A 13,687-nucleotide genomic window follows, 5' to 3' on the forward strand; every position below is an offset into this window, starting at 1 on the left:
GCTGGAGCTGGATATTAATCTAAAAGCAGAAGCGGCTCGTTCAGAATCGCCTTCTAAAAGGAGACCAAATTTGGTCTCCTTTTTTTATTCAAATCACATTTATCCGTTAACATCATAAAACAAAATTGGAAATCCTTCTCAAAAAATGCGATAATTAATACTATATAGTGAATCGTTCACACATATACAGTAAAAAAACATAGGGGGACGACAGATGCCAAAAATGGGGAACACTTTTGTAACAATTCAAGAACTAGAAAAGAAAAAAAAGTATTTATTAGGCCTTTCATCCGTTATACCAACATGGAATACAAGCTATCAATTTTTATTTAAAGAAATCCAGCAAGAATTATTGGGTAAAGTAAATGAAAAGCTCGAAAGGCATCAATTCGTTTTAAATATATGTACAGATCAACAGGTAGGGGCATAATGTATTACATAAAATTGTGGTATATAAAAAAGAGACCTCACTCGGTCTCTTTTTTATATTTTTAAGATAACCAATCTAATTTTCTAATCCCGAGCTTATCTACCGGTAAACGAAGTGAGCCATAAAAATGCTTCATAAATTGCTCTGAGCGGTTCACATCGTGTAAAATGGCTTCTAAGCGATCTCTATATATGCCTTTTTGTTCTTCGTTTCCAGTTTGGTAATATCGTTCGACCGTTTCAAAATAGTGAAGCGGGAACAGGAGCCTTGCAAATAATAAGCGCCAACCAAATGAGGACAGCGAGTAATTTCGTTCATAATCTGTAACAAATTGAACGATTGTTTGATCCCAGTCTTTCTTTTTTTCAATCATCATATAGCGAATCCATTCTGCTATATCTCGAGTTGGGTGATCATACACCCAATCAAAAGGAAGTTTGAGACGCTTCGTTTGATGCCATAATAAAGGTGTGAATCGTTCTTGGCAAATTGTCGCTGCATCCGTTAGTTGCGGCGTATCATCCATTTCTGTATCAACAACATATTGAATGGCATTTTCTGCAACTCCTAAGTAATACGGGAAGGATTCAATAAACAATTGATCGAATACGTCTGTAGGGTGGTTCATCACTTGTGATTGCCAAAACTTTTCTAACTGATCGAGTCTCTTTTCCCATAACGCTTTCCATTCACCAATGCGGCTTAATTGCTCGATTTCTTCTGGAAAGAATGCACCTCGTTTATGGAATATAGAAAGTTCACTTCCTAATGACGTAGCATGTCGTTCTAACGCTCGCATACCTTTTAATAAGCAGTAATTTTGTTCTTCTATCTCACTTACATAGTAGCCGTGTATAGTTGGAACGAAAGTCGCTACAGTTATATCCCCTTGCTGGTTCATATAGTCACTGAGCTTTTTCATCTCTACAAGTACTTCTTCCTCCATTTCTCCAATTGGAACAAGTACATAAATTTTGTTGCGAATCCAAAAGCTTTTATAGGGGCCAAGGGGGATTAATTCTTTAACATGCATGTGATAATGCTCATAAATATGCTGAATCATCGCAGTCGCCACCTATGGTTTTTCTTTATATATATGAGCTTGTGCTCGCCTTTCATTCCTATGCACAGGATAAAGCAACGAAACGTATACAAATACTAAAAAGAAAAAAAGGTGATAAACATGAAAGAATCAAATCAACTACAAGAAAGAGCATTACAACTATTACAAGAACGTGGTGTAACAATTGACGATATTGCTGAACTTGTTCATTTTCTTCAAAAAAAATATCATCCAAATTTAGAGATGTCAGAATGCCGTTACAATGTAGAACGTGTACTATCAAAACGTGAAGTACAAAACGCACTGATTACTGGTATCGAACTTGATGTCCTTGCTGAAAAGGGAATGCTAAGTGAACCGTTACAAGATATTGTAAAACGTGATGAAGGCTTATACGGAATTGATGAAGTTATCGCACTTTCTATCGTAAACGTGTACGGCTCTATCGGTTTCACGAACTTTGGATATATTGATAAATTAAAACCTGGTATTTTAGAATACTTAAATGATAAATCAACTGGAAAAGTGCACACATTCCTTGACGATATCGTTGGCGGAATTGCTGCCGCAGCTTCAAGCCGTTTAGCGCACCGAGCTGAGCACTCAGAATAATAATGTTTTCTAGGCCGTCAGTTTCATGCTGACGGCCTTTCGTATTCCATAAGCATAAATTCTCTTCCGCGACTCAAAAAAATAGTCCCTTGTTTAAATCCGATATTTTTATATACCGTAATCGCTCTTGTATTAAATGTTGCTACGCTTAATCGAAACATTTTTGCATTAAACTCTTTCGTGGCAAACGCTATTCCAGCTTGGAAGAATTCTTTCCCTATTCCCTTCCCAGTTAACGCCGGCTTCATGCCAAGTCCGATATCAATCACATCTTCTCCACCATATAAATTAGCATCTCTTCCACCTGGCACTTGTGCATTTGCTCCAAAACAAAAATAACCGATGAGGTCTCCTTGATCGTCACAACAGCCATAATACGTTCCATCTAATAGCTCTTCTATTACTTCTTTCTCGCCTGAAAAACTATATAAACTATAAGGTTCCTCGTACGTCCAAGTATTTATCTCATTTGCTTCTTCCTCTGTTAACTTATGTATATCCACTTTCTCTTTCCCCCTATTATATTTCTATTAACAATATTCGATATTCATCTTATAATTCATCTTTCTCAATATATTTTTTAATTTCTCGCTTTATTTTTATGGAAGATTTTTCTTATTATGTTACGATTAAACAGAATCATTACAAATAAGGTGGTGACAATTTGAATTACTTTTCTTATCTCTCCTCGGAAGAACGGCAAAATTTTTTCTATAAAGAACCCCTTAGTTTTTCAAAAAATATAGGGAAAGAACAACTAGCTTACGCACTAGGTGCCACACTATATACTCCCGGCACGAAAGAAACGATTGCGGAAGATATAATTAGAAAGAAACATGTGGATGCTACCTCAATTATTCTTTGTCTAGAGGACGCTATCAGCGATGAGGAAGTAAAACTTGCAGAGCAAAACATCGTCGTTCAAATACAGCAAATCGCTAACTTAGTCAGTGCCAACATACTAAACCAAGCAGACATCCCACTTCTTTTTATTAGAGTTCGACAGCCAAGTCAAATGAAGACAATTGTTACTGAATTAGGTAGTGCTGTTCATTGTTTATGTGGTTTTGTCTTTCCAAAATTCACACCGATTAACGGAAAGACTTATATCGATCAGCTTGCATATATAAACGAGTTATACTCATTATCGCTATATGGCATGCCGATTTTAGAATCACCCGAAATTATGTATAAGGAAACACGGGCAGAATCATTATTACAAATAAAAAATTTACTAGATTCTTATCACGATTACATCTTAAATGTACGTATTGGTGCTACTGATTTTTCAAGTATATTTAGTATTCGGCGCAATAAATACACACCTATCTATCATATTACTGTTGTCCGTGATTGTATTTCAGACATTATTAACGTTTTCTCAAGGGCAACAAATGAATATATTATTTCAGGATGTGTATGGGAATATTTTTCTAATGATCATGAAGAAGGGCTTATTCAAGAGGTATCACTTGACCATGCAAATGGCTTAATCGGAAAGACAGTTATTCACCCATCTCATATTAAAGTTGTACAGGCAATGCACATTGTCACAATGGAAGATTATTTAGATGCGAGATCAATTTTACAAAATGCAGATACGTATAATGGAGTGCTAAAAAGCAGTTTTTCTAACAAAATGAATGAAGTAAAACCTCATTATAGCTGGGCTCGCAAAACCATTTTAAAATCTAATATTTACGGGGTGCTACATGAAAACAAACAATTCACCGATCTCCTTATTACAAACGCAAAGCAACACGTATAACGTTTTAAATAATATACAAGTCCATGTAGAAGTACGTGATAATCCATATAATTTAGCGCTAGACAATCTTTTTCAAATGGCTGCGAGAATAAATAAGAAACGTAGTTTTTTATTTGTGAGTACAATCCTTGGAAAGCATCTTCCTATTAAACCTGCAGTCTCTCTATCAAGTGGAGTTGCTCTCGCTGCAAGATATATGGAAATACTACATAATATTTCTCATCCATTTCGAAAAGAAATTTTAAATCTCATTTCATTAGAAATTGATGAAATCCCAGAGGAAGTATTTCGTTATCAATATCCTCTGCAAGAAGAAGTTTTGTTCATCGGATTCGCTGAAACAGCGACAGCACTTGGTCATTCTATGTTTCAATGCTTTCAAAATGCAAAGTATGTGCATACAACTAGGGAATCGATACCCCACCTAGAATCTGTCATTACATTTGAGGAAGAACATTCTCATGCAACATCGCACCGTTGTTATGTAGATGAAAGCTTTTTTCAAAACAACAACCCGATTGTTCTCGTAGATGATGAGATGACAACAGGAAAAACAGCATTAAATATTATTAGATCTATTCAAAATAAATTCCCACGAGAAGAATATATAATTGCTTCTTTATTAGACTGGCGTTCTCATACTAATAGAAAACAATTTAAACAATTAGAAGAAGAACTTCAAATTAAGGTTCATGTTATTTCTTTATTAGAAGGCAGTATTCATACAACTGGCCAACCATTAAATATTGCAAAAAAAGAGATTCAAATTGAAGAAACAAAACCTGATTTCAAAAAACATACCCTTACCTGCCTAAAATCACCCTATACATCAAATTATATAAAATATACTGGGCGATTTGGCATTTCAGCATATGAACAAAAGCACATTCATTCTTTCGCCCAAGAAGCAGGAAAAACTTTAAAAAGAGAAAGAATGGGAAAACGAACACTCTGTCTCGGAACGGGTGAATTTATGTATATCCCAATGAAAATTGCTGATGAAATGGGTGAAAATATTTTATATCAATCTACAACAAGAAGCCCTATCCATTCTGTTTCAAATGATGTGAACTACGCCATTCATAATCATTTCTCATATCCAAGTCCTGAAGATTCTACTATTACAAATTACTTTTATAATATTTCACCTCATGATTACGATGAAGTATTTGTTTTCATTGAGCGTGATTTAGGGGAAGAAGCCCTATCTCCTCTTCTACAGCAGTTACAAACAGTTATTCCTTTTATTCATATCGTCTCATTTTCAAATAGCATAGAAAAGGAAGGTTGATAATTATGGTAAAATTAAATTCTCATATTAGTAGTTACAATCCAAATGATGCTATTTTTCTATTAAAAGATATTAGTGATTTAATGAAAGAAAGTTCCACGGAAACTAGAGAACAAGCAATTCAAGCTGGCACACATTATTCCGAAATGTTACCAATGGAATATAAACCCTCTAAAGCGTATATGGATTTATTCTTTTCTTCCCTGCAACAATACAAACACAAACTAGCCATCGCTGTTGGAGTTGTCGCCGAACAGATTATACAAACTAAAGGAACTAACCTTGTCCTCGTTTCATTAGCTCGTGCTGGTACACCTATTGGCATTCTTATCAAACGCTACATACGCTATCAATACAACCTTGATGTACCTCACTATTGTATTTCTATTGTTCGCGGACGCGGTATTGATGAAAATGCACTCCATTATATTTTGGAACATCACCCTAAAGAAACAATTCAATTCATTGATGGGTGGACTGGAAAAGGTGCAATAAAAAAAGAATTAGAATATGCCGTACACACATTTAACGAACGAAATAATACACACATTTCTCATTGTATGGCTGTGCTTGCTGATCCCGGTTACTGTACTTCAATTTACGGTACACGTGAAGATTTTCTTATTCCTAGCGCTTGCTTAAATGCAACAGTCTCTGGACTCATTAGCCGCACTGTACTAAATGACACCTATATCGGTCCAAATGATTTTCATGGTGTTAAATATTATAAAGAGCTAGAACAAGAAGACTTATCAAATTTATTCATTGATGAGGTAACAGATTTATTCCCTTCTGTTCATTCTCATATAGATAATCAATTACGTTATATTACTTCAACTTACACTGATCCCTCTTGGCAAGGATTAAAAGATATACAGTCTATCCAAAATCACTTTGAAATTGACGATATTAACTTAATCAAACCAGGAGTGGGCGAAACAACTCGTGTATTACTCCGGAGAATACCATGGAAAATTTTAATACGGAAGCAAAACAATCCCGATTTAAAGCATATTTTACTTCTTGCTAAAGAAAAGAATGTCCCTATTGAAATCTATGAGAATATGGCTTATTCATGTTGCGGGCTCATTAAGCCTCTTAAGAGGGAAACGATATGATTTTCGCCAGTGATCTTGATCAGACGCTTATTTATTCCCGGAAATCGTTTCGTGCCCCTATAGAAGATGAATCAATTCAACTCATTGAAACTTTAGATGGGAAAGAAATTTCTTTCATATCACATAAAACCATTTCACTACTAAAAAAATTGCAACTGCACTCACATTTCATCCCAGTTACAACAAGAACTATTGAGCAGTTTCAGCGTATTTCTTTATTCCAAGACGAAATCATTCCCGAATACGCCATTACAAGTAACGGCGGTAATATCCTTCATAACGGTAAACAAGATGGTACTTGGAACAGGATAGTAAAAGAAAGACTATCGTTTGAATGTATAGAGGGAAACGACATACTAAAGGAATTTGGACAAATAGCTCATAAAGATTGGGTTATATCACAAAAAACAGCTGATGATCTATTCCATTATTGCATTATTAAACGGGAGAACATTCCTTATGATGAATTATCATCCTTCACTTCCTGGTTAGACAAACAAGGCTGGAATCATTCACTTCAAGGTAGAAAGCTATACTTTGTACCAAAACCAATTAACAAATGGGACGCCGTGCAATATATAAAAGAAATTTTGCAAATAGATACGATTATTACAGCTGGGGATTCTTTACTTGATTTATGCATGCTTGAAAAGGCGAACCATGCCTTCGCACCACTTCATGGTGAGTTAGGGGCAATGCATGATAACTTACAACCTCATATTTTAAAAACAGACGCAATCGGCATATATGCCGCAGAAGAAATCGTAAATAAATCACTTCAAATTATTCACAGTTCATTACCTACCTCATGATCATCATATGCACAATTGCATACGCACCGCGGTTAAACAGATGGTACAATTTATTTGAATCGCTGTTGCTACACTTCTTGATTAGAGAAAAGGCGTTAACACGGAAATTAGCGTCTTATCAACCTCAAGCAATTGGCACATTTTGTCATCTTAAAAGACACTCCAACGAGTGTCTTTTTTTCTATATCTCACAAGGACTTACTCATTTCAAAGCATAAATACATAAAATAATGTAAATCATTACACGAATGAATCACTTTCTAAAAGTTATAAAGTAGATTCAAAATAAAAAGCACTCTTAACTAGAGTGCTTTTTACTTTCAAATAAGGAGGCTACATATATGGATAGTACCCTCGTATTTAACTTCGGTATTGGTATTGTTATCATTTTATTTGTTTTCTTTGTACTTTGTATGAGCGGGGTATAAAAAGGCGATTTTCGGGCGTCTTTTTATACATACATATGTATTACTTGACTTCTATAAAGGCAGTAACCATAATAGTTACAGAAATACAAATAGCTATTCACATATCCACAAATAGGAGGAAGAAAAATGAAACATGTAATCGTTTATGCACACCCGAATACAGAAAGCTTCAACCATGCGATTTTAGAAACGGTAAAAAGTGAATTAGAAGGAAAAGGTCACGAAGTACGCGTTCGCGATCTATACGAATTAAACTTTAATCCAGTATTAGGCGCTTCCGATTTCATCTCATTTTCTCAAGGAAATACACCAGAAGATATTAAAGAAGAACAAGAGCATATCTCTTGGGCTGATAGCATTACATTCATTTATCCAGTGTGGTGGGCGGGACTTCCTGCTATTTTAAAAGGATACGTTGACCGTGTATTTAGCCACGGATTCGCTTATGCTTACGGTGAAAACGGCATTGAAAAGTTATTAAGCGGTAAAAAAGGATTGTTATTATCTACAATGGGCAATACGAAAGAAGCATACACAGCAGGCGGCATGTTTGATGCAATGAAGAAAACAGCGGATGTTGGTATTTTTGAATTTACAGGCATTGAAACAATTGAGCATACATTCTATACAAGTGTCCCTTCTGTGGATGACAGTGTGCGTAAACAATATCTTGAAGAGGTTAAAGACGTTGTGAATCGTGCGTTCTAATAAAATTATATCAGCGATTTTCTAAATATATCAGCGCAACTCAAATTATATCGGCGATTTTTCAAATATATCGACTTACCGATAAAAATCAACACTAGTCACAGCTGAATGTTAGCCCACACCAATCGGGCTGCCAGCAAATATCAGAAAAAAAGCTGTTCCAAAGTTTGGAACAGCTTTCTTCATTACATCTTCTCAATCCACTCCGTCAAGTTATGCACAACTTGCGTTGGTTGTACTTCATATTCTGTTAACTTCTCCACAGTTGTGACTCCAGTGTGGACAAGAAGGGTATGCATACCAGCATTTATTCCTGCTAAAATGTCTGTATCGTAGTTATCCCCAACCATTAATGCTTCATTTTTTTCTATGCCAAGCACTTTTAAAGCTTGTTCCATAATGATTGATTCTGGTTTTCCGATAAAGATTGGATCCACACCTGTTGATACCGCTACAACTGATGTTAATGAGCCGTTACCTGGTAATAACCCTCGCTCAGTTGGGATGGCAATATCCCCATTTGTAGAAATAAACGTCGCGCCATTACGCACAGCAAGACACGCTTTTGCTAATTTTTCATATGTGATGTCACGATCTAAACCAACAACAACGAAATCAGGATTTTCATCCACAAGTTCAAATCCTTTTTCCACAAGTGCATCGTGTAAGCCTTCTTCACCAATCATATATACAGTTGCGTCTTGTTTACGTTCATAAATGAAGTTCGCAGTCGCCATACTCGTTGTGAATACTTGCTCCGCTTTCGCCGGAATATCGAAACGAACAAGCTTTTCTGCCACTTGTTCTGGTTTGCGAGTTGAGTTATTCGTAACGAATAAATATGGAATGTCGCGCTCTCCTAATGCTTTTACGAAGTCGCTTGCTTCTTCAATTTGTTCTTCTCCACGATACATCGTACCGTCTAAGTCAATTAAGTAACCTTTATACATCGATTATGTCTCTCCTTCTATGCTAACGTTCTCACCTTATCATACCACTCTTATATTACCCGCTTTTCCAAAAGAAAAAAACGCTTTACCTTAAAGCGCCCCATAACGTTCATTTTTTCTCTTTTATTTGATAAGAACAACTACAATCGCCCTCGCACATATTTGCTAGCGTTTTCACTTCTGCGTTCGTAAATAAACGCCTATACATTTCTTTTTCATCTTCACACACTTGCGGGAATCTCTCGGCAATTTCCTTTAACGGACAGTTTTGTTTTTCAATTACGAAAGATTTCTCTCCATCTCTCTTTATTTGAACCATATAACCATTTTTCTCTTGCATAGCTGCTATCTCTTGCATAGCTGCTATCTCTTGCACTTTATATGCTAAATTCTTTTGATTACTCACTCTCTTTTGTAACTGTTCTTCCATTCGCTTCGTTCTCTCTTTTAAAACGTAACGAAGTATTTTTTCATCGCCCATTCGAGCTAAATCTTCTAGCATATCAATCGCAAATTGCTTATACTCTTTCGGGAATGTATCTTCTCCCTTTTCGCTTAATCCATACAAATAAGTTGGTCTTCCGACATGTTGCCTTACCATCTTAGAATAAATGAGTCCGTCTTTCTCAAGATTACTTAAATGTCTTCGAATCGCCATTTCTGTAATCTCTAAAACGTCAGCTAGTTCCGCTACCGTGTGCTCTCCCTTTACTTTCAACAATTGTACAATCTCGTCTTTCGTAGTACGTGCTTCCCCCATACTTCACCCTTCTCCCTTTTCTTTCTCACATACAATATAAGATCCCCAAAAGGCATTCTCTGGGAATCTTATAAGCATAATTATTCTGGTACAAATGCAGATACAGGTCCTAATTCCTTTTCTAAATAACTGCGAATATTTGCTGGGTATTTCTCTACCACTGCAATATGTTTTTGAATCGTCTTATATAATTCATCATGATTCATTTGAATATAATCTTGCGTAAGCATTTTTCGAAGAAGGATAATTTCTTTCATCCCTTGTCCATCTTCTTCACTTATCACTCGCTCATCCATTAAAATATCAATAATATCTTCATAGCTTCCTGGATCGCGCATAATAAATCCATCAATCATCGCATTCCCGACATCTAATACAGTATCAATAATAAGATGGGCTATGCGCTCTAATGCGTAAAATTCAAACTCGGTTTCATATATCTTTTTCTCTTGAAATGTACTTGTTGCTCGTTCTAAACATACTAGCATTTGTTCTATTTTCTTTCTGTCTACAAAATACATGAATGTCACCTACCTGGAAATTAAAGCATTTACATTTTAATTGTAACGCTTTCTTCTGAAAAAATCGACAATTTTTCGAATTCACCTTTTCTCCGTTATTTGTTATAGTTATATTTGTATGATTTTTGAAATTGGAGGAATGGAATCTTGGAACGTGAACTCGCACTAGAAATTGTCCGTGTAACAGAAGCAGCAGCCTTAGCATCCGCACAGTGGATGGGCCGCGGAAAGAAAAATGAAGCAGATGATGCAGCAACTACAGCAATGCGTGATATGTTCGATTCAGTAAACATGGCAGGTACAGTTGTAATTGGTGAAGGAGAACTTGATGAAGCACCGATGTTGTATATTGGTGAAGAACTAGGAACAGGTAACGGTCCAGAAGTAGATATCGCCGTTGATCCATTAGAAGGTACAAACATCGTTGCAAAAGGTCTTGCAAATGCAATGGCAGTTATTGCAATCGCAGACAAAGGGAACCTTCTTCATGCTCCTGATATGTACATGGAAAAAATCGCGGTTGGTCCAAAAGCAGCTGGTAAAATTAGCTTAGATGATCCAATTGAAAAAACAATTGAAATTGTAGCAGAAGCTAACAATAAAAAGATTCGCGATCTAACAGTTATCGTTCAAGAACGTGAACGTCATCAAGATATTATTGACCGTGTTCGTGCAAAAGGTGCACGCGTAAAATTATTTGGTGACGGTGATGTTGGTGCGTCAATCGCAACAGCACTACCTGGAACGGGTATCGACTTATTCGTAGGTATTGGCGGAGCTCCAGAAGGTGTTATTTCTGCAGCAGCATTAAAATGCCTTGAAGGTGAAATGCAAGCTCGCTTAGTTCCAATGAACGAAGAAGAAGAAGCTCGTTGTCGTGAAATGGGATTAGAAGACCCTCGTCAACTTCTTATGTTAGATGACTTAGTATCCGGGGATGATGCAATCTTCTCAGCAACTGGTGTATCTGCTGGTGAGTTATTAGACGGTGTTAAATTCCTTGGCGGAGATTTAGCTGAAACATACTCTATCGTAATGCGTTACAAAACAAGAACAGTACGATTCATTAAAACGCATCACCATTTAGATCATAAACCACACTTAAACTTAGATATTTAATAAAGGAGCCATGTGTATGGAAGAACGTTTCTTTCTGTACGACGATACTGTCGCTACAAAAACTCGTTTCGTTAGCTTTATGGGAGAAAATGAGCGTCACGATTTAGCGCTATTATACTCCGATCGTCATTACGGTAAAACAATTGTCCTTGATATGCAGCGCAATAAATTTGCAATCATCGGTGCTGACGATTTAAACGAACCAGGCTACTTAGAGCATGCATTTTCTATGACTGAAGAAATTGCAGAAGAATTACGCTCATTTTTATTTGAACTTATATAATTTATCGTATGCACCAGCTATTTTAGCTGGTGTTTTTTCATTATAAGAGTTTTGAATTTTCAATCTTCTATGTTATAATTAAGAATAAATCTATTTGGATAGAAAGGACGTTATCTACGTATGCCGACATTTACTTTGTAATGGACCAGCAATTGGATAGCATTACTCTCAAAAAAGCTCCGTGCTTTTTACAAGGGAGTAGTCTGCCCATTCCCATTACAAAGGAGCGTAACGCATCTGTAGTATGATGTTTACGGAGCTTCCTAAGGGAAGCTCCTTTTATTTTTGTCTTTTTATCATGTCTTCATACTACAAGACATCCAAATAGCTGTATTACGTTCCTTTACCACTACTATAAGAGGTGAAGGAAAATGCAGAAAGTACAACTTTCTTGGAGTTTATATGAAAATGAGCAAAACACAATCGAAAAGTATTGTAAAAATTGCAGACGTACTACCCTATTTACCGATACAAATATTCGCAGGCATAACGCTAATGGAAAAAATATATATCGCTTTGCTATCTATAAATGTCCGAGAGATCATACGTGGAATCAAAAACTACGTATTTACAAAGCATTTACTGATCATGTAGAAACAATCGATATGACGCAGGAAGACCAAACAGAAACAAGTACTACTATTTCCATTACACAGCATAAAGAAAGTGGCATAGCCGAAATCACGGTTGTATTAGACATCGTTTTCGGTTCCCACCGAATGGATAAAGCATTATCCACATATATCTCTGATTGGAGCCGTACACTCATTGTGGATAAAATTAAAAATGGGGATATTCAATTGAACGGACGACAAATGAAACCAAATACAATACTTTCTGAAGGCGATTCTATTTCAATTTGTTTATAAGGGGGAGTTTCATGCTAAATGTGAGAAAAGGTACGATGAATTTATTAGACGAATTAGATGCAATGTATACAGAATGTAAAAAAGCACTCTTACAAAAGAAAATTTATCAATGGGATGATTCATATCCGACTCGAGAACATATTTTCTATCACTTAGAACAAGGTGAACTCTATTGCCTATTTGAGCATGATTCGCTTGTTGGTGCTGTTGTATTGAACGAATGGCAATCTCCCGAATACGCGCTTATTGATTGGTCAGAAACAGATGGATGTTTTCTTATCGTCCACTCTTTCGTCATCCATCCTTTCGCCCAAGGAAAAGGATATAGCAAAGTACTTTTATCCTTTTGGGAAAGTGAAGCGAAACGAAAAAACTATACCGGCATACGATTAGATGCTTTCACTGGCAATCCTGTCTCATTACGTTTGTATGAAAAGAATCATTATATTTGCCGAGGTGCTGTTTACTTTTCAAGTAAACAGCCTCCTCACAATTGGTATAACTGCTATGAAAAAATCCTCTTACAATTGTAAGAGGATTTTTTTATTTCTTCACTTTTCGTAATACAAAATGTGCGCAACCGAAGTTACAGTACTCGTATAAATACTCCGTTAACGTACTAATTTTCGTATCATATGTCGCACGTTGGTTACTATCATCAAAGAATCCGCGCAATCTAAGTTGCTCATATCCCCAGTCCCCAACGATGTAATCATATTTATTTAAAATTTCTGCATAGCGCTCTTTAAATGCTTCTTCACTAAAACCGTCACGAAAGTTTTTAATTACTTCGTACTGAACATTATTAATGCTCACCGTAGCATGAATCTCTTGCTTGTGCTCCATCATTAACTTCCTCTCTAAGCATTCTTCTTTTTATCGTATCACAAAGCATAACAACCAACAATTTCAAATACAAAAAATTGCAAATTAGTACATGCTATGGAGAAGGAGG

At 36.1% G+C, this 13,687-nt stretch carries 17 protein-coding genes; 11 read left to right on the top strand and 6 right to left on the bottom strand.

Annotated features, from left to right (window positions below):
- Nucleotides 1-214: 214 nt before the first annotated feature.
- A complete protein-coding gene (locus V6946_RS26510) occupies nt 215-430 on the top strand; it encodes a hypothetical protein (RefSeq protein ID WP_006918866.1) in 216 nt (71 codons plus the stop codon).
- Nucleotides 431-491: 61 nt separating this feature from the next.
- On the opposite strand, the gene yutH is transcribed toward V6946_RS26510, so the two are convergent.
- Complete coding sequence (gene yutH, locus V6946_RS26515) at nt 492-1,493, bottom strand: spore coat putative kinase YutH (protein WP_006918865.1); 1,002 nt, start codon at nt 1,491-1,493, stop codon at nt 492-494.
- A 120-nt stretch (nt 1,494-1,613) separates the two neighbouring features.
- Between yutH and V6946_RS26520 the strand changes: the two genes are divergently transcribed.
- A complete protein-coding gene (locus tag V6946_RS26520; protein ID WP_000665103.1) occupies nt 1,614-2,105 on the top strand; it encodes a phosphatidylglycerophosphatase A in 492 nt (163 codons plus the stop codon).
- A 23-nt stretch (nt 2,106-2,128) separates the two neighbouring features.
- On the opposite strand, the gene V6946_RS26525 is transcribed toward V6946_RS26520, so the two are convergent.
- On the bottom strand, nt 2,129-2,608 hold the full coding sequence (locus tag V6946_RS26525) for a GNAT family N-acetyltransferase (RefSeq protein ID WP_006918864.1): 480 nt from the start codon (nt 2,606-2,608) through the stop codon (nt 2,129-2,131).
- A gap of 161 nt (nt 2,609-2,769) precedes the next feature.
- Between V6946_RS26525 and V6946_RS26530 the strand changes: the two genes are divergently transcribed.
- From V6946_RS26530 to V6946_RS26550, 5 genes are all read left to right on the top strand, one after another.
- Nucleotides 2,770-3,873 (top strand): HpcH/HpaI aldolase/citrate lyase family protein, encoded by a 1,104-nt coding sequence (locus V6946_RS26530; protein ID WP_001106087.1) that lies wholly within the window; start codon nt 2,770-2,772, stop codon nt 3,871-3,873.
- The gene (locus V6946_RS26535) at nt 3,818-5,164 is read left to right on the top strand and encodes a phosphoribosyltransferase family protein (RefSeq protein ID WP_033692011.1); all 1,347 of its coding nucleotides are present in this window, start codon (nt 3,818-3,820) and stop codon (nt 5,162-5,164) included. The genes V6946_RS26530 and V6946_RS26535 overlap by 56 nt, the downstream gene beginning before the upstream one ends.
- 5 nt (nt 5,165-5,169) lie before the next feature.
- On the top strand, nt 5,170-6,282 hold the full coding sequence (locus tag V6946_RS26540; protein ID WP_000239908.1) for a cysteine protease StiP family protein: 1,113 nt from the start codon (nt 5,170-5,172) through the stop codon (nt 6,280-6,282).
- Nucleotides 6,279-7,094 (top strand): HAD family hydrolase, encoded by an 816-nt coding sequence (locus V6946_RS26545; protein WP_000575383.1) that lies wholly within the window; start codon nt 6,279-6,281, stop codon nt 7,092-7,094. Before V6946_RS26540 ends, V6946_RS26545 begins: the two co-directional genes overlap by 4 nt.
- Nucleotides 7,095-7,648: 554 nt before the next feature.
- On the top strand, nt 7,649-8,230 hold the full coding sequence (locus V6946_RS26550; protein ID WP_000683439.1) for an NAD(P)H-dependent oxidoreductase: 582 nt from the start codon (nt 7,649-7,651) through the stop codon (nt 8,228-8,230).
- 185 nt (nt 8,231-8,415) lie between these two features.
- On the opposite strand, the gene V6946_RS26555 is transcribed toward V6946_RS26550, so the two are convergent.
- The 3 genes from V6946_RS26555 to V6946_RS26565 all read right to left on the bottom strand — a co-directional run bounded on the left by V6946_RS26555 (nt 8,416) and on the right by V6946_RS26565 (nt 10,461).
- Complete coding sequence (locus V6946_RS26555; RefSeq protein ID WP_006918861.1) at nt 8,416-9,180, bottom strand: TIGR01457 family HAD-type hydrolase; 765 nt, start codon at nt 9,178-9,180, stop codon at nt 8,416-8,418.
- 109 nt (nt 9,181-9,289) lie between these two features.
- A complete protein-coding gene (locus tag V6946_RS26560; protein ID WP_366981486.1) occupies nt 9,290-9,940 on the bottom strand; it encodes an ArsR family transcriptional regulator in 651 nt (216 codons plus the stop codon).
- Nucleotides 9,941-10,020: 80 nt separating this feature from the next.
- Complete coding sequence (locus V6946_RS26565; protein ID WP_000274010.1) at nt 10,021-10,461, bottom strand: DUF86 domain-containing protein; 441 nt, start codon at nt 10,459-10,461, stop codon at nt 10,021-10,023.
- Nucleotides 10,462-10,608: 147 nt separating this feature from the next.
- Between V6946_RS26565 and glpX the strand changes: the two genes are divergently transcribed.
- From glpX to V6946_RS26585, 4 genes are all read left to right on the top strand, one after another.
- A complete protein-coding gene (gene glpX, locus V6946_RS26570; RefSeq protein ID WP_000439090.1) occupies nt 10,609-11,580 on the top strand; it encodes a class II fructose-bisphosphatase in 972 nt (323 codons plus the stop codon).
- A 16-nt stretch (nt 11,581-11,596) separates the two neighbouring features.
- Nucleotides 11,597-11,863, top strand: a complete 267-nt coding sequence (locus tag V6946_RS26575) for a DUF3055 domain-containing protein (RefSeq protein ID WP_000392606.1) — start codon at nt 11,597-11,599, stop codon at nt 11,861-11,863.
- 371 nt (nt 11,864-12,234) lie between these two features.
- Nucleotides 12,235-12,732, top strand: coding sequence for a hypothetical protein (locus V6946_RS26580; protein ID WP_001174580.1), 498 nt, complete (start codon nt 12,235-12,237; stop codon nt 12,730-12,732).
- Between the two features lie 11 nt (nt 12,733-12,743).
- Nucleotides 12,744-13,265, top strand: coding sequence for a GNAT family N-acetyltransferase (locus V6946_RS26585; protein ID WP_366981485.1), 522 nt, complete (start codon nt 12,744-12,746; stop codon nt 13,263-13,265).
- A gap of 10 nt (nt 13,266-13,275) precedes the next feature.
- Here the strand turns inward: V6946_RS26585 and V6946_RS26590 are convergent, their stop codons facing one another.
- On the bottom strand, nt 13,276-13,578 hold the full coding sequence (locus V6946_RS26590; RefSeq protein WP_366981490.1) for a YutD family protein: 303 nt from the start codon (nt 13,576-13,578) through the stop codon (nt 13,276-13,278).
- Between the last annotated feature and the right edge of the window lie 109 nt (nt 13,579-13,687).

The organism is Bacillus sp. PPSBB_2 (assembly GCF_045291115.1).
Lineage (GTDB): Bacteria > Bacillota > Bacilli > Bacillales > Bacillaceae_G > Bacillus_A > Bacillus_A cereus.

Excerpts from the sequence above, each read along its gene's own strand:
- V6946_RS26510 (WP_006918866.1), top strand. The coding sequence starts at position 215 with ATGCCAAAAATGGGGAACACTTTTGTAACAATTCAAGAACTAGAAAAG.
- V6946_RS26590 (WP_366981490.1), bottom strand. The coding sequence starts at position 13,578 with ATGGAGCACAAGCAAGAGATTCATGCTACGGTGAGCATTAATAATGTT.
- V6946_RS26550 (WP_000683439.1), top strand. The coding sequence starts at position 7,649 with ATGAAACATGTAATCGTTTATGCACACCCGAATACAGAAAGCTTCAAC.
- yutH (WP_006918865.1), bottom strand. The coding sequence starts at position 1,493 with ATGATTCAGCATATTTATGAGCATTATCACATGCATGTTAAAGAATTA.
- V6946_RS26520 (WP_000665103.1), top strand. The coding sequence starts at position 1,614 with ATGAAAGAATCAAATCAACTACAAGAAAGAGCATTACAACTATTACAA.
- V6946_RS26555 (WP_006918861.1), bottom strand. The coding sequence starts at position 9,180 with ATGTATAAAGGTTACTTAATTGACTTAGACGGTACGATGTATCGTGGA.
- V6946_RS26560 (WP_366981486.1), bottom strand. The coding sequence starts at position 9,940 with ATGGGGGAAGCACGTACTACGAAAGACGAGATTGTACAATTGTTGAAA.
- V6946_RS26540 (WP_000239908.1), top strand. The coding sequence starts at position 5,170 with ATGGTAAAATTAAATTCTCATATTAGTAGTTACAATCCAAATGATGCT.
- V6946_RS26565 (WP_000274010.1), bottom strand. The coding sequence starts at position 10,461 with ATGTATTTTGTAGACAGAAAGAAAATAGAACAAATGCTAGTATGTTTA.
- V6946_RS26575 (WP_000392606.1), top strand. The coding sequence starts at position 11,597 with ATGGAAGAACGTTTCTTTCTGTACGACGATACTGTCGCTACAAAAACT.
- V6946_RS26580 (WP_001174580.1), top strand. The coding sequence starts at position 12,235 with ATGCAGAAAGTACAACTTTCTTGGAGTTTATATGAAAATGAGCAAAAC.
- V6946_RS26545 (WP_000575383.1), top strand. The coding sequence starts at position 6,279 with ATGATTTTCGCCAGTGATCTTGATCAGACGCTTATTTATTCCCGGAAA.
- V6946_RS26585 (WP_366981485.1), top strand. The coding sequence starts at position 12,744 with ATGCTAAATGTGAGAAAAGGTACGATGAATTTATTAGACGAATTAGAT.
- V6946_RS26535 (WP_033692011.1), top strand. The coding sequence starts at position 3,818 with ATGAAAACAAACAATTCACCGATCTCCTTATTACAAACGCAAAGCAAC.